Consider the following 23,596-nt stretch of genomic DNA (forward strand, 5'->3'; position numbering starts at 1 on the left):
GACTAAACGCAGCGCTCTTGAGTCCATCGCGAGCAGGCTCGCTCCTACAGGGGGGAGTTGGGGGATCGGGAAATCAGGCCTTGCTGGCCTTCAGATAAGCACCGAGGCGCCGCCCCATTTCCTCACCCAGCGCCTGCAAGCCACTCAGCGGCCGCACCATCACTTCGAACTCGACGATCTTGCCCTGTTCGTTGAAGCGGATCATGTCGATGCCCTTCAGCTCTTTCTCGCCGACTCTGGCGCTGAATTCGAGAATCACGTTCAAGCCATCCGCCGTGGCCAACTCGCGGTGATAGGCAAAATCCTCGAACACGTTCACGACCGTGTTGAGGATCATCGACACCACCGGCGCCCCCGGATACGGCGTGTGCGCCATCGGCGAACGGAACACCGCTTGCGGATCGAGCAATTCGGGCAAGCCGCTCAAGTCGCGGTTGCCAATCATCGCGTGCCACTGCTTCAGGGACGCTGCGACATTGGGGTTCAGGTTCAGCTCAGACATCTTCAACTCCTGTTTTTATTGTTGTGGTGCGAAAGCGTTGGTCGATAACCCTGGCGGCATCGTCGGCCCATTGACGGTAGAGCAGCGGCCCCGGATGAAAACCATCGCTGGCCATCAAGCCCGGTGCGGGTGCCAGCGGGGTTGTCAGCATCGTACATTGATCCACACGTTCCGCCAGATCCGCCAAATGTGCATTGAAACGCCGCGCCCTGAAACCCAGAAACCAGCGCAGCGGCTGGGGCAGGGCGGGGAACAGGTGCATCGGCGGAAGCGGCGACAGCACAACCTGTCTCACCGCGAATTTGTCGCACAACAGCGCCATCAAGCGCTGTTGCCGAGCCAGCCACTGATCAACCGCCAGTGTGCTGGTGACATCGTTGACGCCAATCGACAGCAGCGCCACATCGAACGGCTCGGGGGCGTGATGTTCGAGCAGCTCCAGCAGCCCTTGGGAATCCAGACCCGAGCGCGCCCAGAGTTTCCACTCCACCTGATAATCTTCAGCCAGGCGCTCGACCAGCCGACCGCTGAGGGCTTCGCCTTGAGTCGCCGCACCCACACCCGCAGCGGCGCTGTCGCCGACAATCAACAACCGCAGAACATCGCCGCTGCCGGCCTCGCCCTGGCGTTCACCTTCGGCCTCCGGCAGCCTCGGCGTCATTCGTCTGGTGTAGAGACCTTGCGCAAGCAACACCGGGCCGAGCAGTATTTTGGCGAGGGTTTCAATCCGGCTCATATGACGTTATCGCCCCGCAATACACAGCTCCCCGGTCGCACGAATCATCGCCTGGTCATGCAGGTAATCCTTGGTCAGCGTGGAGCGTTCGGTGGCCAGCCATTGCGGGCAGTTCGGGTCTTTGCGGTAGGGCAGGAAATCGGCGTACTGCTGGAGCAGCAGGTTTTGCAGGTTGTCGAGCTTGGGCCGGATGTCGTTGTTGAGGTCCGGCCGCGGTGTGTCCGGCGCCTTGTGCGCCGCTTGCCATTGCGCGAGCCGGCCATATTGCACCAGTTTGCTGGCTTCGATCTGGGCAGCGATCAGGTTGGCGACATCGTCGGGGTCGAGTTTGCGCTGGGTGGCTTGCATGCGGGCGTTGGCGATGACTTGCGCTTCCCGGGCGTTGTCCTGGACCGGTTTGCCGCTGTCCCACTTGGTCAGCGCCACCAGCTCACTGATGTACAAGCGCTCATTCATCGTCGCCAGCAAGGGTTGCAGGGCATCGGGTGCCGGGGGCGTCGTACCGGCCTGGGCTGCGCCAGCGAACAAACCGAGCAGGGCGCAGGCCAGCCAGTGCAGCAGGCGTGGGGAACGGGGCATGGGCAGAACCTCCTTGGACGCAGAAATCACTCCGGCTGTGTATCACAAGTGCGGCCCGGGAACGATAGGTTGCGCAGGGTTCAGGCCAGCAACCGCTCAAGCTGCGCCAGTTCCCAGGTGCTGAGTAAACTCACCGGGTCGGTGCCGAAGCGCTGCCCGTTGTCGAACACATATTCACGGCCATCGGGGCATTGGCCGTGCAGGCAGTGGCGCAAGTGGCCGGCGTCGACGTCGAGCAACAGGCGCCAGCCGTCGATGTCGACCAGCACATGACCAGACTCGCCAGCGTCGTCGACTCGCTGGAACGTGCGAATCCCCTGGGCGGCATCGCGCAACGGCTGGTAAACCTCGCGGGCGGTGAGGGCGGGCACAGGTGTCTCCGGGGTGAAATCGGGGAGGCACAGGATAGATCATCAGCCTGCAAAAAAGTCCGGCTGATCTGACCCGGACTCTGTAGGAGCGAGCTTGCTCGCGATGGACTCAAGAGCGCCGCGTTTAGCCAGTAAACACGCGTTATCGTTAACGACCATCGCGAGCAAGCTCGCTCCTACAGTGATTCGGCCATCAACTTCCGCCTTGTTTATTCAACGCCGCTTCCGCCGCGGCGATTTCAGCCTGGCGCTTGACGATCATGTCGCCCACCGGTGGCCCCTGGAAGCGCCGTGCTTCAAAACCGAACCAGACGATGGCCGTCAGGATCAGGAAACCGATGGTGATGTACAGCGCCCAATCGTTTGGTGGCTGGATGCCGATAACGAAAATGATCACCATCGCCAGGACCGAGAGGATGGCGAACACCGAGTACCAGAATCGCCCCATGTTCCATGGCCCCATGGTCGGCCACTTCGACGTCCCATAGGTAAACAGCCCCAGCACGATGGGAATGGCGAAGGAGAAGAACAGGAAGATCACCGTGCAGGACACCACGATCGTGTAGACCGGCGTTGCCCCGATCGAGATCACCGACGATCCCCAGTCGAACAACACCGCGAGGGTGGCACCTGTCCAGATGGCCGCGACCGGGCTGCGATGGGTCGATGAGACCGACGACAGCGCTTTTGAGCAGGGCAGGCCACCGTCCCGGGAAAACGCGAAGATCATCCGTGAAACCGAGGTGACGGTGGCCAGCCCGCAGAGCACCTGCGAGATGAAGATCGCCACGTAAAGCACCAGTTTCAGTGTCGGGTTGACCTGGGTGTTCATGGCCCAGAAAAACACGTTCCAGCCTTGTTTGGCCGCCTCGTCCATGTTCGGCAGCATCAGCACGAACGCGCTGAGCATCAGCCAGCCGAACAGCAATGACCAGACCACCGACATGACCATGCCGCGCGGCACCGACATGGCCGCATTGCGGGTTTCCTCGGAGGTATGCGCGGAAGCGTCATAGCCGGTGATGGTGTAGATCGGCAGCAGCAGGCCGAGCATGAACACCCAGCCGTTGGAGACCTGCGGCCAGACGCTGCCACCCGCCTCGCCGGAATAGTTGCCGAAGGTCCACAACCGCGCGAATTCATAGCTGGGTGCCGATATCAGGCAGACGATGGTCAGGGCCAGCGCCGTGGCGAAGATCAGGTAGCCGGAGAAGTCGGTGAGCTTTGCCGTCAGGCCGATGCCCAAGTGGTTACACAAGGCCTGCAGGCCCGTGAGGATTGCCAGGAATATTACCCGGACCGTGGTCGTGTCCTCCATGCCCAGTGCCGGTCCGAAGGCGCCGAAAAAGAAGTAATAGGTGCCGACGTTGATCGCGCCCAGCACCGTGACCAGCCCCAGCAGGTTGAACCACGCGGTCAGCCAGCCGGTGAAGCGGTTACCGAGGATCGAGCCCCAGTGGTACAGGCCGCCGGCGGTGGGGTAGGCCGAGGAAATCTGCGCCATGGCCATGGCGAATACCCCGGAGATCAGGCAGCCGATCGGCCAGCCGATCCCGATGGATATACCCCCCGCGCCCGAGGTGCCCTGGGCCAGCGAGTTGATGCCACCCGAGAGGATGCAGATGATCGAAAAGGAAATGGCGAAGTTGGAGAAAACCCCCATTCGTCGTGAGAGTTGCTGGGCGTAGCCCATGCTGTGCAGCACCTTGACGTCATCGTCGTGTGTGTCGGTGCCGGGCTGGCTTGCTGGGTTCATGATGTGTGCCCTTTGTCAGGTGTTGGACAGGCCGAACTGAGCCGCCGTAGGCTCGACCTTGGTTTTCTGTAGGAGCGAGCTCGCTCGCGATGGACGTCAACGATGACGCGGGGAGCCTGACACCCCGCGTTATCCTCACGTTCATCGCGAGCAGGCTCGCTCCTACAGACGGCCGTGAAGTGCCGCGTCGAAAATCTTTGCCACGCCGTCCCGGGTCAATGGCAGCGGGTTGCCGCCGGCAGAAGGGTCGACGATCGCCATGTCGGCGATCAGGTCGGCCTGCCGGTCATCCACGCCCAGCTCAACCAGCGTATGGGGCACGCCGATGTCCTTGCGCAGCTTGAGGACGAAGGCCATGAAACTGTCGAACCCCGGCGAGGGCAGGCGCAGGTACGCCGCCAGGCGGGTGATGCGTTCCTCGATGGCGGTGCGATTGAATTGCAGGACATAGGGCATGAAGGTGGCGTTGGTCATGCCGTGATGGGTGTCGTACAGCGCACCCACCGGATGCGAGAGCGCATGCATCCCGCCCAGGCCTTTCTGGAATGCCGTGGCGCCCATTGCCGCTGCCGCGAGCATTTGCGCGCGCGCCTCAAGGTCCGACGGCGTGTGTACCGCTTTCACCAGAGCGTTGGCCACCAGGCGCATGCCTTCCACGGCAATGCCGTCGGCCAAGGGATGAAAACCGGGGGCGCAGTACGCTTCCAGGCAATGCGATAACGCGTCCATGCCAGTGCCGGCGGTGACCTTGGCGGGCATGCCGACGGTGAGGGCCGGGTCACTGATGACTACGCGCGGCATCATTTTCGGGTGGAAGATGATGCGTTTGGTGTGGGTGCGTTCGTCGATGATCACCGCCGCGCGACCGACTTCGGAACCGGTTCCCGCCGTGGTCGGCACTGCAATGACCGGGGCGATGCGGCTGTCGTCGGCGCGGGTCCAGTAGTCGCCGATGTCTTCGAAGTCCCAGACCGGGCGGGTCTGGCCGCTCATGAAGGCAATCAGCTTGCCCATGTCCAGGCCACTGCCGCCGCCGAAAGCGATCACGCCGTCGTGCCGGCCGGCGCGCCAGGCGTCGAGCCCGCCGGCCAGGTTGGCTTCCACCGGATTGGGCTTGAGATCACAGAACAGCGCCACGCCCAGACCGGCGGCGCGCAATGCGTCGAGTGCCGCCGTGGTGATCGGCGCGCGGGCCAGGCCGCTGTCGGTCACCAGCAAGGGGCGCTGGATACCCTGGCTGCGACAGACCTCGGCCAGTTCGGCGATGCGCCCGACACCGAAACGAACGCTCGTGGGGTAGTTCCAGTTTCCTGTCAGGTTCATGGTCTACACCTCGTGACGCAGATGAAAGGATTTGGCCCGGGTCAGGTGCTCGTAGCCCAGTGGCGACAGGGTGACACCGCGCCCGCTGTTCTTCACGCCGGTCCAGGCCAGTGCCGGGTCCAGGTAATCGCAGCGGTTCATGAACACCGTGCCGGTGGCGATCTGGCTACCCAGGCGTTCAGCCGCTGCGAGGTCCTGGGTCCAGATGGACGCGCTGAGCCCGAACTCACTGTCGTTCATCAAGGCAATGGCCTCGTCATCGCTGGCCACCGGCATGATGCCGACCACCGGGCCAAAGCTTTCATCGCGCATGACCGACATTTGATGGCTGACATCGACCAGGACCTGCGGCGCGAGGTAGGCGCTGTCCGGCACGTCGGCGGGAAACGCCTTGGCATCGATCAATGCCTTGGCACCCAGTGACAATGCTTCGGCGATCTGTTTGCGCACGAAGTCCGCCGCACCGGGATTCACCAGTGGACCGAGGGTGGTGGCCTCGTCCAGTGGATTGCCGAGCACGTACTGGCGGGTCAGTTCAGCGAAGCGCTCGACAAACACCGGGTAGATTTTCTGGTCGACGTAGATGCGTTCCACGGCGCAGCAACTCTGCCCGGAATTGAAGAAACTGCCGTCCACCAGGTTTTCCACTGCATGCTCGAGGTTGGCGTCAGCCCGCACGTAGGCCGGATCCTTGCCGCCGAGCTCCAGGCCCACGCCGAGGAAGCGTCCCGTGGCGGCGCTTTCCATGGCCTTGCCGGCATCGACTGAACCGGTGAAGTTGACCTGCTGTACCCGGCCCGAATCAATGATCGCGGCGGTCTGCCGATGATCGAACAGCAGGTTATGGAACAGGCCGTCCGGCAGACTGGCGCGGCGCATGGCCTCGGCGAAACGCTCACCCACCAGCAGGGTTTGCGACGCATGCTTGAGGATCACGCTGTTGCCGGCCATCAGCGCCGGGATGATCGTGTTCACCGCCGTCAAATAGGGGTAGTTCCACGGCGCGACCACCAGCACCGTGCCTAGCGGCTCGCGTTTGATGTAGCGTCGAAAACCCGCCACAGGCTCGGGCTCTACCGCCGCCAGGGCTTGCGGCGCGATGGCGATCATGTGCCGGGCACGTTCGGCAAAACCGCGCAGTTCGCCGGCGCCATAACGCACCGGGCGGCCCATCTGCCAGGCCAGTTCCGGCACGATGTCCGCCTGCATCGACAACATCGCATCCACTGCAGCGCTGCAAAATGCTGCGCGTTCGCTCAGTGAGCGGCGTTGCCATGACGCCTGTGCGCTGGCAGCGGCGGTCAGCGCCTGCTCGACCTGCGCCGCATCGGCCATCTCTCGTTCGACGTACACCCGGCCATCGACCGGGGAGATCAATTGCACCTTCGCAGTCATGATGTTCTCAATAGCGCTCGAAACCGCGCTGCAATTCCCAGTCGGTGATTCGCCGGTCGTACTCTTTCTGTTCCCACTCGGCGGTGTGCACGTAGTGGTCGACCACCTCATCGCCGAACGCTTCGCGCAACATGCTGGAGGCCTTGAGTGCGGCGCTCGCATCGCGCAGTGTCTTGGACACTTCCGGCAAGTGCTCATCCAGATAGGCGTCACCTTCGAACGGCGGCGCGAGATCGAGCTTCTCGTCGATACCGGCCAGGCCCGCGGCGATCAAGGCGGCGAAAGCCAGATAGGGGTTGAGGTCGGCGCCGCCGATGCGGCATTCGATGCGGATGGCTTTGCTGCCTTCGGCACACAGGCGAAAGCCGGCGGTGCGATTGTCGCGGCTCCATACCGCCCGCGTCGGCGCAAAAGTGCCGACCTGGAAGCGCTTGTAGGAATTGATGTAGGGCGCAAGAAAACAGGTGATGTCGTTGGCGTACTTGAGTTGCCCGGCGACCCAGGCACGCATCAGTTTCGACATGCCGAACTCGGCCTTCGCGTCGAAGAACAGCGGCTTTTTGGCGTTCTTGTCCCACAGCGAATTATGGATATGACTGCTGGAGCCGGCAGCGTCGTAGCGCCACTTGGCCATGAACGTGATCGCCTTGCCCTGCAACTGCGCGATTTCTTTGCAGGCGTGCTTGATGATGACGTGGTGGTCGGCCATGGTCATGGCATCGGCATAGCGGATATTGATCTCTTCCTGGCCCGGGCCCCACTCACCCTTGGAATTTTCCACGGGAATGCCCGATGCCTGCAAATGCTTGCGAATCGCCCGCAGCACCGGCTCTTCGCGGGTGGTCTGCAGGATGTTGTAATCCTCGATGTAATGGCCGGCGGTTTTCGGTTTGTGATAGTTGCGCTGGTGGATCGCCTCGTAACTCTCGTCGAACAGATAGAACTCGAGTTCCGAGGCAAACATGCCGGTATAGCCGCGCTCGCGCAGGCGCTCGACCTGCTTTTTCAGAATCGCCCGCGGGCTGTGGGGCAGGTCTTTGCGATGGTGATGATCGAGCACATCGCACAGCACCAGCGCCGTGCACTCAAGCCACGGCACGCGCCGCAGGGTGGACATGTCGGGCTTGAGCACGAAGTCGCCGTAACCCTTGCTCCAACTGGCCGCGGCGTAACCCGGCACGGGCTCCATGTCAATGTCGTCGGCCAGCAGGTAGTTGCAGCAGTGGGTTTCTTCGTGGCCGCTGTCGATGAAAAACTCGACCTGGAACCGCTTGCCGACCAGGCGTCCCTGCATGTCGATCATGCAGACCAGCACGGTATCGATTTCGCCGGAAGCGGCAGCACGCTTTAGATCGTCAAAACTGAGTAGAGGCTCGGTCATCACGGCAATCCTGCGCAAATTGTTTGGGCCTTTCTGGAATAGCTGTTGCAGACGCTCTCCAGAAAAATCCAAAAACTGCAGCCGCGAGCATCGTGGGCAATTAGCTGCACTAAGCTTAGCCTACTGTCGATTTTCGCAAGTTTTCGGTGATTGAAGTTTGCCTAATCGGGGTCAACATGGCCGTGGAAGGCCCAACGAAGCAGGCCGGTACAGGCTCGCGGGGAAATGAAAATGGCGAAGAAGAGAGCAAACAAAACCTACCAGAACCTCAAACAGCACTACCCGGATTACCTGGATACAGTTGAGGCCTTGGGCACGGCCGTGCGTCACGCCGGGCCGCTGGACGAGCAAGTTGTTCAACTGATTCAGCTCGGCGCCGCAGCGGCGATCCATTCCGAGGGCGCCGTGCACAGCCATACCCGCCGGGCGCTGGAGGCGGGTGCAACGCCGGAGCAGATCCGTCACACCCTGATCGCGTTGACCAGCACCATCGGTTTTCCCACCGTCGTGGCGGCGATCAGTTGGGCGGAGGATGTGATGGGGGAGGGAGCGGCACGTTGAGTGAACGGAACCGCGGTTGAATTCATCGCGTGCTGCGATAGTCGTCAGGAGGATGACTTGCCACGCCGCTGGTAAGTTCAGTGGATGCGTTTAACGCGTCAATCAACGCTCGCACCCATGAACACCGAAGGCAAGTTACATCGAATCCGAGAAAGCGATTTTGGACGTGGCGTTAAGTCAAAGGCCTACCGTTGCAATTGTAGGAGCGAGCTTGCTCGCGATGGTCGTTAACGATGACGCGGGTTTTCTGATTAAACGCGGTGTCCTCAAGTCCATCGCGAGCAGGCTCGCTCCTACAAGGTCAAGGGTGGTCGGCTTTATTCCGGCAATCCCGCCAGGCGCAGTCCATCGGCGAAACGGGCGAGGTCCTCAGGCCGTTGAATGGGCAGCCAGTCCTTGAGGGTGCCCAGGTGCAAAGAGGGATCCAGCGCTTGCAGGCGTTGCATCGCCCACGTCGCTTTATCCATTCGACCGTCGAGCGCATGACTGGCCGCCACCAGTGCCGCGGCGACCAGCAGGCTGGGCAGGTTGCCCAGTGCCTTTTCCGCCCAGTCTGCGGCGACATTGAAGTGCCCGGCGAAGAAGTGTGAGAGCGCCATCCCGACCTGCATCCTGAACATTTCCGGATCCAGCGGGCTCAAGCGCACGGCATGGTTCAAATGCTCAATGGCGGCGTCCGTTTCACCGTGCAGCGCCCGCAGGATACCGCCCAGAAACCAGGCGGGGGCGAGGTTGGGATTGAGCAGGCGCGCCCTGTCGAGCAGTGCGATGCCGGCGTCGACTTCGCCGGCGAGATGAGCCAGCGCATGTCCGCCCCGGGTCAACGCGACAGCATCATCGCGACCGAGGGTCACTGCCAGACGCGCCAGCCGTATGCCCTCGGCGATTTCTGCAGGCCGATCGCTCATCCAGCCATTGAGCTTGCGCCAGAAGTGGCACCAGGCAGCCATGCCATAGGCCGAGGCAAACTCCGGATCGAGTTCGATGGCCTGGTAGAACATCGGCAGCGCCTGTTCGATGGCTTCCCGGCTGCCGCTGTGCAGTTTTGCCATGCCACGCAAGTAGTAGTCATAGGCGTCCAGGCTTTCCGTCGGCTTGCGTTTGGCGCGTTCGATTTCTGCCCGCTCCAGTTGCGGCGCGATAGCCCCGACAACACTCTGGGTGATTTGATCCTGCAGTTCGAAGATGTCGTCGAGCAGGCCTTCGAAGCGCTCCGCCCAGATGTGCGTCCCGCTCGTCGCGTCGATCAGTTGCCCGGTAATGCGCAGCTTGTTCCCGCTCTTGCGCACGCTGCCTTCGAGCACGTAGCGAACGCCCAACTCCTGGCCGACGCCCATGGCGTCCACCGCCCGGCCCTTGTAGGTGAAACTCGAATTGCGCGCGATGACGAACAGCCAGCGAATACGCGACAGGGCGGCGATGATGTCCTCCACGACGCCGTCGGCGAAGTATTCCTGCTCCGGATCGCCGCTCAGGTTCTGGAACGGCAGGACGGTGATCGAGGGTTTGTCCGGCAGGGCGAGCGTAGAGGAGGGGATTGGCTTCGGGGCAGCGGTCGAGCGCTCGTCGATGTCAGGCTGTCGAGCTTCCCCGTTCGTGTCGCCGTTGATCCGGCCGACGAAGCGGTAGCCCTTGCGGGCGACGGTGCGCACCAGGCGTTGCTCCTCCCCGGTATCACCGATGGCCTTGCGTACCGCATTGATGTGGCTGGTGATCGTCGATTCCGAAACGATCCGGCCGCCCCACACCGACTTGAGCAACTCGTCCTTGCTGAGGACTCGATCGGGATTGTTGACGAACAGCAGCAACAGGTCGAAGACCTGCGGTCCGACGGCCACGACCTGGCCGCGCAAGGTCAGCTCCCGGCGCTCCTGATCGAGCACGTAATCTTCAAACACGAATGGCAAGTTGAGCATCCCCTGGCGAAGCGCCCTCAACGCCGTGTCCCAGGCGGCTGGCGGTTGGTAACTGGGGACGATGATACGGTAGCTCGACACCCGCTGCACCGTCAGCGGCAAGGGTAGCTGGAGGAACTTCAGTAGCTTTGGACATAAATCCAAGCGCTCGCCAAGGCAAACCCAAGCCCGGCGCAAGGACTTGCCTCACGCGTGCAGGCAATCTCTCTCTACACCGACGCAATCGTTGCAGTCGACAAGTGGAGAAAAACCATGAAGATCGTCGTCATCGGAGGCTCCGGCCTCATTGGATCGAAACTTGTGAATACCCTCCGCGAGCGCGGCCATGACGCGCTTGCCGCCAGCCCCAGCACGGGCGTGAACAGCATCACCCGCGAAGGCCTGGCCGAAGCGATGGACGGTGCTGATGTGGTTGTCGACGTGGCGAACGCGCCGTCGTGGGAGGACCAGGCCGTTCTCGATTTCTTTGAAACGTCGAGCCGTAACCTGCTGGCCGCCGAAGCCGCCGCCGGGGTTCGTCATCACGTTGCCCTGTCGATTGTCGGGAGCGAACGGCTTCCCGATACTGGCTATTTTCGGGCCAAGGTTGCGCAGGAAGCCCTTATCAAGGCATCCAGTGTTCCCTACACCATTGTGCGTGCCACGCAGTTCTCCGAGTTTGCCGGCGGCATTGTCCAGTCGTTCGCCGTCGGCGATGAAATTCATGCTTCGCCGGCGCTGATCCAGCCGATTGCGTCCGACGACGTGGTAGCGGCGCTGGCCGATGTCGTGCTGGCAACACCGGTCAATGGCACGGTTGAAGTGGGCGGCCCGGAAACCATGCCGATCGACGAACTGGCCAGGCGCTATCTGCGGGCGACCCAGGACAACCGCAAGGTTGTGCCGGATGTACATGCCCGTTACTTCGGCGCCGTGCTCGACGATCAATCGCTGGTCACCGGCAAGAACGCACGCCTGGGGGCGATCCGCTTCGACGAATGGCTGGCCCGGTCGACGGCGCAGTAACGGATCGCACCCTCACATTTCCCTTCCAATCCAGGAGAAATCCCATGGTTACCCGATTGCTGATGGCCGCTGTCTTCGCCGTGCTCTCGATCAGCGCCGCATCGGCCGCCGAGCCGCCCCCCGGCAAGGTGACGGTGGTGTTCGACCGTCCCATTCCCAACATCCCTGGCAAGAGCATGAGGGGCGTGGTCGTCGAGTATGGGCCGGGCGCCGCATCGCCGGCCCATACCCATCCGAAAACAGCCTTTATCTATGCAACGGTTCTTGAAGGCTCGTTCCGCATCCAGGTCAAAGGCCAGCCGGAAAAGATCTACAAGGTCGGCGAAAACTTCGTAGAGGAGCCGGGTTCCGTGCATCTGGTCAGCGCCAACGCCAGCGATACCCAACCTGCACGCCTGTTGGCGGTGTTTGTCCTCGACACCGACGAAAAGGTGCTCGTTACACCGATCAAACAGTGAGCCGATCAACGCGCTCATGAAGGTTTGACAGCCGGGCGGCAGACCCTGTCGCCCAGTGGCTGCTTTAGTTCTTGGCACTGAACAGGAAATGAAAAAATGAACTCGCTCCTGGACAAGGCCGCCATTGCCACCAGCGCAAGTACTGGAACGCCTGAGGTCGTGGTGCGGCGCAGCAAGCGCAAGACCATCGGCCTGTTGCTGTGCGTCGGTGCCTTGATAGTCGTGGTGGTTTGGGGGGGGGGGGGGATTGGCGTTTTCGAATGGCGTGACCTCGACCGACAACGTTCGTTTGACTGGCTCGGCTGTTCACTGATCGGTGCCGCGTTGTTCTGTTTCACCTACGTGCTCAGCCAGGGCAGCCGCTGGGACTGGTTCGAGGAGCCGCGCATCCTGTTGCTGACGGTGATCGGCGCAGACGCGCTGCTGGCCTTGTGGATGCTGTCCGGCTCCACCAGCGAAAGCGGCACCAATGACATGATGGCGGCCATCCTGTTGCGTGGCCTGGGCCGTGGTTTCTGTTTGTGGCCTGCGCAACCTTTGTAGCAGCTGCCGAGCACCGCGAGGCTGCGTTCGGCGGCGCAGCCGTCGTAAAATCAGATTGTGCGGTGTGTCAGGCAGATCGTGCGCTTAGGGTTTACGACGGCTACGCCGCCGAACGCAGCCTCGCGGTGCTCGGCAGCTGCTACACCCCACTATAAATCGAGGAACCTTTCATGCCGACGCCGAGCTGATCAGCAAGGCCATGCGCCCGAGCGCAACCTTCAATGTGGCCGTAGCTGCGCTGGTGTAAAGTTGTAAGGATGCAAAGAAGCCCCGGCCTGGTTGAGGCCGGGCTTTTCGTTGAGTGTTGCGGTAAAGCACTGCATTCAGACGGCGCGGCTTTCGATCAGACGGTCGGAACCGCCTTCGGCAACGCGGTTTTGCAGCAGTTTGTCGGAACCACCTTCGGCGACGCGGTTTTGCAGCAGTTTGTCGGAACCACCTTCAGCGACGCGGTTTTGCAGCAGTTTGTCGGAACCGCCTTCGGCGACGCGGTTTTGCAGCAGTTTGTCGGAGCCGCCTTCGGCAACGCGGTTTTGCAGCAGTTTGTCGGAACCGCCTTCGGCAACGCGGTTTTGCAGCAGTTTGTCGGAGCCACCTTCGGCGACGCGTTTTTCCAGCAGGCGATCCGAACCACCTTCGGCCACACGATTCTCGATCAGACGATCGGAACCCCCTTCAGCCACACGGCTTTCAATCAGACGATCCGAGCCGCCTTCAGCAACCACAGGTTGAGCGGAGGTAGCGGCGAAAGCGTTAACGGCGAAAACCGAGAAAGCGATGCTGAGAAGGACTTGGCGTTTCATGATGGTGTGCTCCGGGGTGTAATGGGTTGGTATGGAGCAGATGTTACGCCGGGGATTTTTTAAGAGAACTTCATTGAATCAATGGTGACTATCGACGCAGTCAATGGATTGAACACTGCGTGTGCGGCGAGGGGACTTTCTGTGGCGAGGGGGCTTGCCCCCGTTGGGCTGCGCAGCAGCCCTTTTTTGGGGCCGCTTCGCGACCCAACGGGGGCAAGCCCCCTCGCCACAGGTTTTCATGCGCCTATCAACGGGGTTCAAGCCTCGCTGATCTGGCTGACACTGGTGATCTGCCCATTCCAGACCATCTCGTAATGCGCCGCTTGAATGATCGAGGACACGGGCCTTGGCGTCATCAACGCCCAGCAGTGACTGCCCGGCATCCGCACCGAGTGATAACGCAGGCCAGGACATTGGGCCTTCCTGACATCCCAACCGAGGCGGCGGGAATCGGTGTAGTCGTCCGACGCATACACCGGATCGGTCAGCGGCAGGGCGGTGGCGTCCTTCATCCCGCCATCGCCAAAGGCGCAGACCAACCCACGAAACACAAACCGCTCATAGTTCAGGCTCGGTACCTTCGACCAATACAGAGCCTGGTGATGCCGCACCTCGGCCAGTGCCGCTTCCATCGAATCCGCCAGGTACAACACCCCAAAACTGCCGTCACTGAAGCGCGAACCCGCCGGGTTGACGTGGGTAAACGGCGCTATCGCGTAGGAGCAACCCGCAATCCCGAACGGGATCTCGCTGCGTGCAATCAACTCCAGCTGACCCACCTCATTCTTCAACCGCGGATTGGTCAGCGCCTGAATCTCGAACAACACCTCAAACTCATCTGCATCCGCCACATCATCAAACAACGCAATCGGCGGGAACTTTGAATTGACCAGGCGATAAGCCTGCAACGACTGACCGGCAAACGCGGCCAGCTCACTCGCCATCACCATTGCGCACCCCGCAGCATGTCAATGCGGCGGAAGGTTTCATACAGCGAAATCATGTCGCCCTGCGCCATGATCTCCAGCGGCGAACGCCCGTTGAAAAACTCGTTGCTATTGGTCATTGACGCAAAACCGTAGACGTTCTCCGGGTTATCGAACACCAGCCGCAACGTTGCATGAATGTTCAGCACAAAACTGATGCGCTGCATCTGGTCCGCATCCAGCGCCACGGCCCAGTCCGGGTCATGCTGCCGCGCACGGGTGTAGGTACTGCGGGAGATGCGCAGGATGCGGCAGGCCTGATCGCTGGTGGCTTTCCACTTTTCGAGGATGCTCACAGCGGCGCGCAGGCCGGTTACGCATTGGTTTTTGCTGAAGGATTGGGCTTGGGCGGGGACGGCCATGTTTGTGTGCTCGATGTGAATCTATAGATTCAAATCTAGATAGATTGAATCTGTAGAGCAACATTGGTGCGACCAGTGGACTAGATGCGGACGAAAAAAGGCGTGTGCAAGGCTAATACCGATCAGTTAAGCCACAACGCAATCTGTAGCAGCTGGCGTAGCCTGCGTCCGGCTGCGTAGCAGTCGCAAAATCAGAGTTCGCGGTACGTCAGAGAGATCATGAAAGCCGGATTTACGACTGCTGCGCAGCCGGACGCAGGCTACGCCAGCTGCTACAAGGACGGTGTAGCGTCTGGGTTCGCCTGACTGATCGGCATTAGCCTGCAAGGCGCCCTGTTTCGTTGATTGATCACCTCAATACATCTATTGAACCGAGGCTTGCGCCGCAGTTTGCCCGGCCACAGGGATTCCCATCGTTTTCCCATTGGGAACAAACGCCGCACTGCCATTTTCATGGGCATGAAACAACCGGGCGCCGTTGTTGGGTTTGGTGGTGATCAACTGATGGTCGGCCGTCAGATAGTCCAGAGGCAATTGATGGATATCCTTGTACTGCTCCACGATGATCGTGCGTTCAGGGTTCCAGGTCTCGCCACTTTTCCTTTCCAGCCACGCCATCAGTGCAGCACTGTCGCCTGTTTGCGGAATGTCCGAATCCGGGAGCACGTAGTAGAACGCAGCGCCATGGTTTTGCAGGTACATGGGTAGCTTGTTGTCGACATCCACCAGCACCATGCGCCATTCGTTCCACGGCGCCGTTTTGATCGCTTCTGCACGCACATCCCGGGTGAACTGCATGACACCGCCAGCACCGCCGTTGGTCCACGGATAGGCAACGCCCAGAATCAAAAACAAACAACCTGCCGCTCCGGCAATACCCTTCGCCCAACCCGGCCCGCTGACGTTACCGGCCGCCTGACGCGCGGCCATGCGCCGGGTGACCCACCAGGCCGCCAGCAGCTGGGCAAACGGCACCAGCGGCAATACGTAGTAGCTGCGTCGGCTGCCACTGGCGGTGAAGAACAGAAACAGCAACCCCAGGCCCTGGATCAGCCAGCGAACGTTGGGTTCGGTGTACTTCCAACTGCGCAGGGCCACCCACAGGCCGAGCATCCAGCAGGGTGCCCAGGGCAGGGTGTACACCGGCAGATAGAGCAGATAGGTATAGATCGGGCCGATGTTGTCGAACGGCTTGAAGAAGCGAACCACGTTCTCCTGGAACACCAGGCCAAGCCCGCTCGGCCCATAAGTCGGCGTTCCATAGCGGTGCGACAGCATGAACGGCAGCATGTAGACCACACCGCCCAGCAGGATCGCCAGAAACAGGCGCGGATTGAGGTGGTTTCTCCAGCGTCCCTCGCTGAGCAGATGCGGCAACAGCATCAGCCCCGGCAGGATGAACCCGATCAATCCCTTGAACAGCGACGTCAGTGCCAGCATCAGGAAAAATACGATGTAGCGACTCAGCCGGGTGTCATTCGGGCCGCGCCAGTACCACCAGACAGCCGCCAAAACACCGCAAACGGTTAAAATGTCGGCCGTGGCGACCCGCGCCCAGAACACGAAAAAGAACGTCGTCGCCAGAAACCAGCCGGCCATCAGACCGGTGCCTTTGCTAAAGAGCCGTTCACCGATCAGATAGACCAGCCAGACACTCAGCCACGCCGCCAGAACCGAAGGCAAGCGCAGCGACCAGTGCCCGAGGCCACCCATCAAGTGGGCAGTGGCCGTAATCAACCAATAGGAAGGCAGCGGTTTGTCGTAATAGGGCATCCCCTTGAGATAAGGGTCGAAATAATCGCCGGTTTGCAACATTTGCAGCGCGATGTTCGCCCAGCGCGTTTCCGCGCCCCAAAGCTCCCTTGCCCCCAACCCGAACAGCAATAGAAACGCGGATACGCCGAGCAGAAGGATCAGCGCACCCTGGTCACTTTTCAGAAACCTGACTAACGAATTTTTCATCACTATTTCGCACGTTGCGTGAAGCGGCTGGAGTAACAAGGCTATCCGGCGGAATGTGATGGGATTGTCAGTAGATTGCGAATAAACCATTAGTTCTGTTTGAGGCTTGGTTGCTCCATCAAGTGATGTAAGGCTGTGATTTACAAGATGAAAAATTGTTCATGTAAACCACGACGCCATCATTGATGAAACGTACGCCCCAGTGCATCCAGCCGTGTGGCAATAGGCGGCAAACGCCGACTGCTCAGCGCCAGCGTCTCCACATCATCCGCCGTGTTCTGCGCAATGCTCTGCACCGATTGCAAGCGACCGACGATCTCGAAACTCGTCGTGGATTGTTCGCGGGTCGTCGTGACAATCCGCCCATTGAGTTCATCGATCTGCGAGATATCGCTGCCAACCGCCTGCAACATCGCCGCCGCCAACTGACTGTCCTCGACACAACGCTCCACACCTTCGCGGCTGTCCTGCATGGCCTCCACGGCTTTGCGGCTGCCTTGCTGCAAGGCCTCGATAATGGTCCTGATTTCCTTGGTGGACACCGCCGTGCGCTGCGCCAGGCTGCGCACTTCGTCGGCCACCACGGCAAAGCCCCGGCCTTGCTCACCGGCGCGGGCGGCTTCAATCGCCGCGTTGAGCGCCAGCAAATTGGTCTGCTCGGCAATGCTGCTGATCACCTCCAGCACCGAACCGATCTGCTGCGCCTGCCCGGCCAGCTCCTGCACGGTCTGGTTGGTACCTTCCAGGCGCGAGGCCAACTGGGTGATTTCCTGCCGTGCACGGTTCACGCTTTCCTGACCGCGAGTGACTTGCGCACTGGCCTGGCCGGCATGTTCAACGGCATGCTCGACATGCACCACGATGTGCTCCATCGCATCGCCCATGCGTTGCATCGACCCGGTCATCTGCGCGATTTCCTTCAACTGATGCTTCGCGCCTTTCTCCAGCGTATTACTCGCCTTGGCCAACTCCTGGCCCAACTGACCCAAGCCGTGAGAGTCACGCACTACCCCGTCGACCAACGCGGTGATCTGTATCAAAAACTGATCGAAACGCTGCGCCAGCGACACATGCTCCCGCGCCTTGTCACTCTGTTCGGCATTGGCGGTGAACTGCGACGTGGTGGCGAGCATCTTGTCCAGCATGTCCTGGCTCTCCACCGCATCGGCCTGGCTGTGCACCGCAAGATAGAGCAGCGCGACCGTCTCCATCACCACATAAAAAGCGTGAACGAACACCATCGTCCAGCCACCGTGATGCGCCATCACATACACCGGAAAACCCTGGTGCTGCAGCACATGAAACACCACGTGATGCAGCGCAATCGCCACTGCCGCCACCAGAATCGGCAGCCAGTCCCGATAAAACGTCAGCACCGCCAACAACGCAAAAATCCCGAAGTGCGACTCAATGACCCCCTCGGCCTGATTGATATGCAACGCCGCCATCACCATCAAGCCAACGCCCAGCAAACAGCGCATCAACCGCGACCCGCCGATGGCGCGATACAGCACGGTCAACAACACACTGGTGCCACCGCCCACCAGCAGCGCCTGCTTGAACGTGTCATGCCAGAACGCCAGGCCGATAGCGAAAGCGAACATCAGCCAGATCAGGCCCAGCATGATGCGGTCGGCTTTGCGGTAGTGGTCGAGGAAACGAGGGGGGAAGGGCATGTACGCTTACTCCATGTAAATGAGCCAGAAAAATGCAGGGTTTATGGCAACACGGGACATCGCGAAAAGCTGGGTGCGTTAAGGGTGCAGACGTTTTCAGAGTCAGGGATGAGAATCTGTTGGCGGCGTGCTCGAGGAGTATTTGAGAAACCGTGGAGAGCGTAGCCCTTGGCCATCATTCTTGGCAGTTACGACGTCGTTTGCGCAAAACAATGTCCGATATAGAGGCAAGTAATGCTGAAGTGACGGGGTGTACGACAGACTCCGTTGCAAAGCCTGTCGTACACCTGAGGTCATTACGACTTCTTCGGCGGATAGTTGCCGCGCAAGCCACCGGACTTGTTGCCGGTTTTGCCGGGCAGGCTTGGCACAACCGGACGGGATCTGGGTTGGGGGTTGGAGCGGCTTTGGGGTTGAGGTTGTTTGCTCATGCTCGCCTCCTGACTGTCAGGGCTTCGCGACGTGGTTTACTCATGAAGTTTAGCTAATTGACTGTGGGCAGGATCGATTGGCACTTTGGGGGATGTGTTGTGAGCGATCAGCTTTTCTTTTTCGGCTCGATTCTCGGATTTTGCCTACAACTTTGGCAGGAGTAACCCACTATTCCAAAAAGTGAAAAACGGGAAATATTGACCGGGCAGAAAGGAGGGGATCACCGGCTGTTCGGGGAGAACCTTTTGAACAGCAAAGCCCGAAGGGATGAGCCATGCTACAAAACGACCGCGACAATCTGGAGCTCGACAAACTGCAAGTCGAAATCCGAAGGTCCATGGCCGAAACCCGAAAACTCACGGCAGAAGAACGCAAGCTCAGGCAAGAGACCTTCTGGTACCCGATCGCGGTGGGGGCTGGTATGGTGACCGCTATCGTCGCCGCTGTCAGCCTTTGGGCGAAGTTTTGAGCATTCGTACTCGCCGCAGCAGACACGACTCGTGACCCACACAGGAAGTAGCAGCATGTCTACACAACATACGAATCAATCCAGCATTGAACAACTGCACCGCGACGTTGCAGCTTTTGCCGAAGAGATGCGTAGACCCGCCCCGAACGCGATCCGCTCTGCTGTGGTGCCGTTCAGCGTCGGTGCCGCCCTGGCTCTGGCAATCTTTGTTGTCATCGCCATTGTTGTCCGACTGATCTAGTCTTTTACCCTTCCGCCGTACTCAGCTGTCGTTGAGGACAGACAAAAAGAAGAACACAGACGCCTTCGACACCCAAATGTAGTCACTCTTCCACCTGCGCCCGCAACCGCCACCCAATCACATCCATAAAATCGCAACCATCGTGCAACGGAATGGCCAGCAGTTTGGAAAAATCCGACAGCACATCGTGCCGCAACCGATCTCGGATCGGTAGGCAATGCTCTCCAGCACCTGCGTAAGGCCCGAGCACGACGTCTTCATTGTTTAAACAGTATCGTAAAAATAAATCAGTTCCTTTGTTTTAATAGTCCGCATATGGAAGATTGAATTCGGCACTTTTGCTGTGAGGAATTTGCTGGAAACCGCAGAGGTTGTTTTGGCTTAATGTAATCTTTCGCGCACGACGCATGTCGTTAATGTTTAAGTGTTGAGGTTTCTACGTTGTTGCGGCGTAACTTTTGTGCTGTCTATTCTATGGAATTAATATTGTTGCATGGAGTGCCATATGCAAAAACCAGTTGCTCATCATTCACCTTTAATAACGTCTGAGTCTCGGCCGGTTCAAACTACGGAATCCCGGGCTTTTCCTTCAAGCTTCGATAGTATTTTGTTTTGGGATGGGACTGTCCCGGAAGTTACTACGCCTCATAGTATTGAGAGTACCGGAAACCCCGGTTACGCATACCAAAAGTTGGAGGCGATAGGGCTGTCGGTGCACGATCAGATAACGAGTGCTTTTTCTGGTGCTACACCGAATGTTCGAGGTTATCTAGAAAAACGCATAGTCGCAGCCATTGATGGGCAGGAGTTCAATGCATTGGAAGCTGCCTTAAAAAAGAAAGCGATCATCGTAGAGCTTCTGCAAAGGGCCAGAATGCACAGGAGTTGGCACGATGCACTACTATATAATGGTTTAGACGCATTGTCGCTAGACAGAAAAATGAGTGCCGCAGTATTTGCATCGAATTCGGATGCAGAAGACGATATGGCAGTGCGACAAAGCTTTTATGAAGAATACCTATTATCGCTAACTGCCGCCTACGTTAAACGAATCCTGGTCGAAGCCATCCCCATTCTGGAGGACGCTTCCACAACTGCAGACGCTGCAATCCATCGCGCCTTGGCAAGGGGCGAAGTCGCTTACACCTACAGGTTACCCATTGGTAATGGCGCAAAGGCTGGAACTGTGGCGGGTGCCATTGCCATCCATGTCGCCGACGGTTGGACCTTCAGGGCATTGATCCATGAAGGCATCCAGTTGTTGGCAGGGTTGGGGGAAGCACTTCTCAGTCGGGCCACTGCCGTTGGGATCGGGGCCTTGTTCTATTCACCTGCTCTTGCTAACGGCGAACGCTTTCCTCAAACAGCTCTCACACTATCCGGTAGCACTTTTTTGCCAAAGCTGCCGTCAAACCTGAATGCAATCGCCGCTGCCGAAGGAACCATTGACCTTCCTTATCGGATTGTTGGCGACCTTAACCAATACTCACTCGTTGCAACCCCGGCTGGAGGGAGTGTCTCGGCAAAAGTGCCAGTGCGAGCATTGGCATTCGATCCAGCGACCAGTAGCTACAGTTTCACGTCAAACGATACTCCGCCCATTATCCTCAGTTTTCCCATTATTCACTTGGGAGACGGCTCGACAACTTCGCCCGCCCGACCTGCGCAAGTACCGACTTACACTGGAGTGACGCTGTCGCAATTGCTTGTGCAGCCTGAAACCTTACCTGCGTTCGAATTGCCTGATTTCAGGGATTGCATTTACTGTTTTCCGATTGAAAGCGGTCTGCCGCCAATCTACGTTGTTTTTAATAGTCCTTATGAAGGAGCAACCACAAGGGGAAAATACAGCGGTCGATTTTTCAATCCCGCCAAAGCCGGAGGCCCAATACTCGATCTCGATTGGACAAGTGCTACCGTGACCCAGGCGGGTATTGACCTGGTAAAATTACATACTGGACGCTTTGGTCCTTCGGACGCCAATGCCATTATGATTTTTCGCTTGAAAAAAATTCTGCTGGGTGAATTGGTAATCACAGATGCTGACAAACGCTTCTATACTCATGAACTCAGAGAGCTGGAACGTTTCAGAGCATTAGGTGTGGTTGACGGTGTAAACCCGAATGACGACGGTGTTATTTGGAACAATACTCACGCCGCGACGCTGGAAGACTACAAGCTAAAAGATGATTTTGAATTACTCTACACGCCCGAGGCTATAGAGGCAGACAACAAACAAACGGACAGAGAGTCCAGGTAAATTGGAGGAATAAAACGATGAGCGTCATAAAAAACATCGTACTAAACGAGAAGCCTGAAGAGGTAATTCTATTTCTTACCAAAAATGAATTGGGTATCTCCTTTCCTCGGCTTGATGGCCTTTATAATCGGGCTAACTGGGCGCATGTGGAGAACAACATAGGGCTATTGAACCTTGTCAAGAAAATGTGTGATGCCGGTTTTATAAAAAATAATGGGTGCATAGTAGTGAGAGGACCCAACTGGAGAGAGCCGGCATTCATGCTCGAAGGCAAATATACCTTCGATTGACAGCACCAAGTGCCTGAGCGCAGGTGCCAGATTACGGTGACAGTAGTCATCATTTCGTGGTCGTCCGGCTCCCTTGTCCAGTCGTTTAAATCTTCGAAGGTTTCCCAGGTTGAGCCGCTACCCAGCGGCTCTTCTCTTTGTTACGGGCATATTGAGTATCTTCGCCTGATTGGTTTTTCGCGGCCTCGAATCAAGCTGACGGGTAACCCCTTTCTGGAGTAGCAATAAAACGGGCGCGAGAGCACCTAATGCCGATCAGTTAAGCCATTTCAGCCGCGACACCCTTTGTAGCAGCTGCCGAGCCCGCGAGGCTGCGTTCGGCTGCGAAGCAGTCGTAAAATCAGTAATCGCGGTACGTCAGGCAGGCCGCGTCAGCTGGACTCACGACTGCTTCGCAGCCGAACGCAGCCTCGCGGGCTCGGCAGCTGCTACGGATCGCATTACCGCTTAACTGATAGGCATTAGGCGCGAGAGCACTCGTTTTTCTTTACTCCGCAACCTGCGCCCGCAACCGCCGCCCAATCACATCCATCAAGTCACAACCATCCCGCAACGGAATGACCAGCAGTTTGGAAAAGTCCGACAACACCACCGTGTCGCAACCAATCTCGGCGCGATAAGCAATGTTCTCCAGCACCTGCGTGACCGTGCGAATGCGGTAATCCGCCATGGCTTGCAGGACGTCGAGTGGGGCTTGGGTATCGATGAGCAGGGAAGCCGGAACCAGGTCGATTCCGGTGAGGGGCATGTATCGATTCATTTTGAAGATCTCTATTTGATTGGCTTATGCCGTCACTCAGTCGTCGCCAAACGAATGGGTGGCAGCTGTGCGCAGGTTGGCGAACCGGCAATAGAGAAAACCGGCAGACCCGAGGGTCTCCCGCGCACAGCCGCCATAGCAGCGGCTTTGCGGGTGCGATGATACCTGCAATGAAGCGGATAGCCTTCGCATTCTCTATGATCAGGTCGCCAAACCCGAATCGCCATTTGGGCGACGGGGCTGACTATAGGCCGCATGGAATCAGCGAGGAAGGTGAGGGATTCCGAGCTTTATGTAGGACCTGTGATGATGAAACCTCAGACCTTTCATGTCTCTTTGTTGAAAATTTAAACACAGAGCAGCAGCGATAATTTGCAGTGCTCTCAACCCCACCAACCGCCACGACCCAAGGTAGCTGACGGCAGGCACCATCTGCTTCAACATAAAACAGTGTCCCGTTCCCACCTCGGGAGACGAACACTGGTTGGAGTCATCCGATGTGAACGTTCTCTTCATCTGCAGCCAGAATCGGCTGCGAAGTCCGTCGGCCGAGCAACGGTTCGCTGATTGGCCCGGCGTGGAAACAGCTTCAGCAGGTGTCGACTACGGGGCTGTTGTTTCCGTGAGCCCTGAGCTGCTGCAGTGGGCTGATTTGATATGTGTGATGGAGCCGATCCATCGACAAAAACTGACAGCGCGATTTTTCTCCGAACTGACAGGCAAACGTATCGTCTGCCTGAACATACCAGATGAGTTCCAGTTCATGGAGCCTGCGCTGATCAAGCTGCTGGACGCGAGTGTGACGCGGTATTTGCCTTCCTGAGAAAGG

General features: G+C 58.9%; 24 protein-coding genes and 1 pseudogene. 9 read left to right on the forward strand and 16 right to left on the reverse strand.

Going from position 1 to position 23,596, the window contains the following annotated elements:
• Nucleotides 1-73: 73 nt before the first annotated feature.
• The 8 genes from ACEN8Z_RS13005 to ACEN8Z_RS13040 form a co-directional block, all read right to left on the reverse strand.
• Nucleotides 74-502, reverse strand: coding sequence for a nuclear transport factor 2 family protein (locus ACEN8Z_RS13005; protein WP_008002876.1), 429 nt, complete (start codon nt 500-502; stop codon nt 74-76).
• Nucleotides 495-1,238, reverse strand: coding sequence for an SGNH/GDSL hydrolase family protein (locus tag ACEN8Z_RS13010; protein ID WP_495597894.1), 744 nt, complete (start codon nt 1,236-1,238; stop codon nt 495-497). The genes ACEN8Z_RS13005 and ACEN8Z_RS13010 overlap by 8 nt, the downstream gene beginning before the upstream one ends.
• Before the next feature lie 6 nt (nt 1,239-1,244).
• Entirely contained in the window at nt 1,245-1,817 is a 573-nt protein-coding gene (locus ACEN8Z_RS13015) for a chorismate mutase (protein WP_495597895.1), read from the reverse strand.
• Between the two features lie 80 nt (nt 1,818-1,897).
• A complete protein-coding gene (locus ACEN8Z_RS13020) occupies nt 1,898-2,188 on the reverse strand; it encodes a DUF7693 family protein (protein ID WP_495597896.1) in 291 nt (96 codons plus the stop codon).
• Nucleotides 2,189-2,381: 193 nt separating this feature from the next.
• A complete protein-coding gene (locus tag ACEN8Z_RS13025; protein ID WP_495597897.1) occupies nt 2,382-3,944 on the reverse strand; it encodes an amino acid permease in 1,563 nt (520 codons plus the stop codon).
• A gap of 162 nt (nt 3,945-4,106) precedes the next feature.
• Complete coding sequence (locus ACEN8Z_RS13030) at nt 4,107-5,267, reverse strand: iron-containing alcohol dehydrogenase (protein WP_495597898.1); 1,161 nt, start codon at nt 5,265-5,267, stop codon at nt 4,107-4,109.
• A gap of 3 nt (nt 5,268-5,270) precedes the next feature.
• Complete coding sequence (locus ACEN8Z_RS13035; RefSeq protein ID WP_495597899.1) at nt 5,271-6,662, reverse strand: aldehyde dehydrogenase family protein; 1,392 nt, start codon at nt 6,660-6,662, stop codon at nt 5,271-5,273.
• 7 nt (nt 6,663-6,669) lie between these two features.
• Nucleotides 6,670-8,043 (reverse strand): glutamine synthetase family protein, encoded by a 1,374-nt coding sequence (locus ACEN8Z_RS13040; RefSeq protein WP_495597900.1) that lies wholly within the window; start codon nt 8,041-8,043, stop codon nt 6,670-6,672.
• A 231-nt stretch (nt 8,044-8,274) separates the two neighbouring features.
• On the opposite strand from ACEN8Z_RS13040, the gene ACEN8Z_RS13045 reads away from it, so the two are divergent.
• A complete protein-coding gene (locus tag ACEN8Z_RS13045) occupies nt 8,275-8,604 on the forward strand; it encodes a carboxymuconolactone decarboxylase family protein (RefSeq protein WP_007996946.1) in 330 nt (109 codons plus the stop codon).
• Between the two features lie 317 nt (nt 8,605-8,921).
• On the opposite strand, the gene ACEN8Z_RS13050 is transcribed toward ACEN8Z_RS13045, so the two are convergent.
• Nucleotides 8,922-10,511, reverse strand: coding sequence for a winged helix-turn-helix domain-containing tetratricopeptide repeat protein (locus ACEN8Z_RS13050; protein WP_495598124.1), 1,590 nt, complete (start codon nt 10,509-10,511; stop codon nt 8,922-8,924).
• A 261-nt stretch (nt 10,512-10,772) separates the two neighbouring features.
• On the opposite strand from ACEN8Z_RS13050, the gene ACEN8Z_RS13055 reads away from it, so the two are divergent.
• From ACEN8Z_RS13055 to ACEN8Z_RS13065, 3 genes and pseudogenes are all read left to right on the forward strand, one after another.
• Complete coding sequence (locus ACEN8Z_RS13055; protein WP_495597901.1) at nt 10,773-11,525, forward strand: SDR family oxidoreductase; 753 nt, start codon at nt 10,773-10,775, stop codon at nt 11,523-11,525.
• A gap of 44 nt (nt 11,526-11,569) precedes the next feature.
• Nucleotides 11,570-11,983 (forward strand): cupin domain-containing protein, encoded by a 414-nt coding sequence (locus ACEN8Z_RS13060; protein WP_442100951.1) that lies wholly within the window; start codon nt 11,570-11,572, stop codon nt 11,981-11,983.
• Nucleotides 11,984-12,259: 276 nt separating this feature from the next.
• Nucleotides 12,260-12,499: pseudogene (locus ACEN8Z_RS13065) on the forward strand (hypothetical protein); the annotation flags it as partial.
• A 350-nt stretch (nt 12,500-12,849) separates the two neighbouring features.
• On the opposite strand, the gene ACEN8Z_RS13070 reads toward ACEN8Z_RS13065, so the two are convergent.
• From ACEN8Z_RS13070 to ACEN8Z_RS13095, 6 genes are all read right to left on the reverse strand, one after another.
• Entirely contained in the window at nt 12,850-13,329 is a 480-nt protein-coding gene (locus ACEN8Z_RS13070; protein ID WP_495597902.1) for a phage infection protein, read from the reverse strand.
• A 257-nt stretch (nt 13,330-13,586) separates the two neighbouring features.
• Nucleotides 13,587-14,279 (reverse strand): RES family NAD+ phosphorylase, encoded by a 693-nt coding sequence (locus ACEN8Z_RS13075; protein WP_495597903.1) that lies wholly within the window; start codon nt 14,277-14,279, stop codon nt 13,587-13,589.
• The gene (locus ACEN8Z_RS13080) at nt 14,273-14,677 is read right to left on the reverse strand and encodes an antitoxin Xre-like helix-turn-helix domain-containing protein (RefSeq protein WP_495597904.1); all 405 of its coding nucleotides are present in this window, start codon (nt 14,675-14,677) and stop codon (nt 14,273-14,275) included. The genes ACEN8Z_RS13075 and ACEN8Z_RS13080 overlap by 7 nt, the downstream gene beginning before the upstream one ends.
• 363 nt (nt 14,678-15,040) lie before the next feature.
• Nucleotides 15,041-16,639: an ArnT family glycosyltransferase gene (locus tag ACEN8Z_RS13085; RefSeq protein WP_495597905.1), complete on the reverse strand. Its 1,599-nt coding sequence runs from the start codon at nt 16,637-16,639 to the stop codon at nt 15,041-15,043.
• 179 nt (nt 16,640-16,818) lie between these two features.
• Entirely contained in the window at nt 16,819-18,315 is a 1,497-nt protein-coding gene (locus ACEN8Z_RS13090) for a methyl-accepting chemotaxis protein (RefSeq protein WP_495597906.1), read from the reverse strand.
• Nucleotides 18,316-18,611: 296 nt separating this feature from the next.
• Complete coding sequence (locus tag ACEN8Z_RS13095; protein WP_008047147.1) at nt 18,612-18,746, reverse strand: hypothetical protein; 135 nt, start codon at nt 18,744-18,746, stop codon at nt 18,612-18,614.
• Between the two features lie 275 nt (nt 18,747-19,021).
• On the opposite strand from ACEN8Z_RS13095, the gene ACEN8Z_RS13100 reads away from it, so the two are divergent.
• The 4 genes from ACEN8Z_RS13100 (at nt 19,022) to ACEN8Z_RS13115 (ending at nt 22,007) form a co-directional block, all read left to right on the forward strand.
• Nucleotides 19,022-19,216 carry a hypothetical protein gene (locus tag ACEN8Z_RS13100; RefSeq protein WP_008000757.1) on the forward strand — a complete coding sequence of 65 codons (195 nt, stop codon included), beginning with the start codon at nt 19,022-19,024 and terminating at the stop codon, nt 19,214-19,216.
• 55 nt (nt 19,217-19,271) lie between these two features.
• Nucleotides 19,272-19,457, forward strand: a complete 186-nt coding sequence (locus ACEN8Z_RS13105; protein ID WP_495597907.1) for a hypothetical protein — start codon at nt 19,272-19,274, stop codon at nt 19,455-19,457.
• A 505-nt stretch (nt 19,458-19,962) separates the two neighbouring features.
• Entirely contained in the window at nt 19,963-21,717 is a 1,755-nt protein-coding gene (locus ACEN8Z_RS13110; RefSeq protein WP_495597908.1) for an S-type pyocin domain-containing protein, read from the forward strand.
• 17 nt (nt 21,718-21,734) lie between these two features.
• Nucleotides 21,735-22,007 (forward strand): hypothetical protein, encoded by a 273-nt coding sequence (locus ACEN8Z_RS13115; protein ID WP_495597909.1) that lies wholly within the window; start codon nt 21,735-21,737, stop codon nt 22,005-22,007.
• Between the two features lie 487 nt (nt 22,008-22,494).
• Here the strand turns inward: ACEN8Z_RS13115 and ACEN8Z_RS13120 are convergent, their stop codons facing one another.
• Nucleotides 22,495-22,767: a hypothetical protein gene (locus ACEN8Z_RS13120; protein WP_495597910.1), complete on the reverse strand. Its 273-nt coding sequence runs from the start codon at nt 22,765-22,767 to the stop codon at nt 22,495-22,497.
• 499 nt (nt 22,768-23,266) lie between these two features.
• Here ACEN8Z_RS13120 and ACEN8Z_RS13125 point away from each other — a divergent pair, with 499 nt between their 5' ends.
• On the forward strand, nt 23,267-23,590 hold the full coding sequence (locus tag ACEN8Z_RS13125; protein WP_495597911.1) for a low molecular weight protein tyrosine phosphatase family protein: 324 nt from the start codon (nt 23,267-23,269) through the stop codon (nt 23,588-23,590).
• Nucleotides 23,591-23,596 lie beyond the last annotated feature (6 nt).

Source organism: Pseudomonas sp. Pseusp10 (assembly GCF_059492225.1).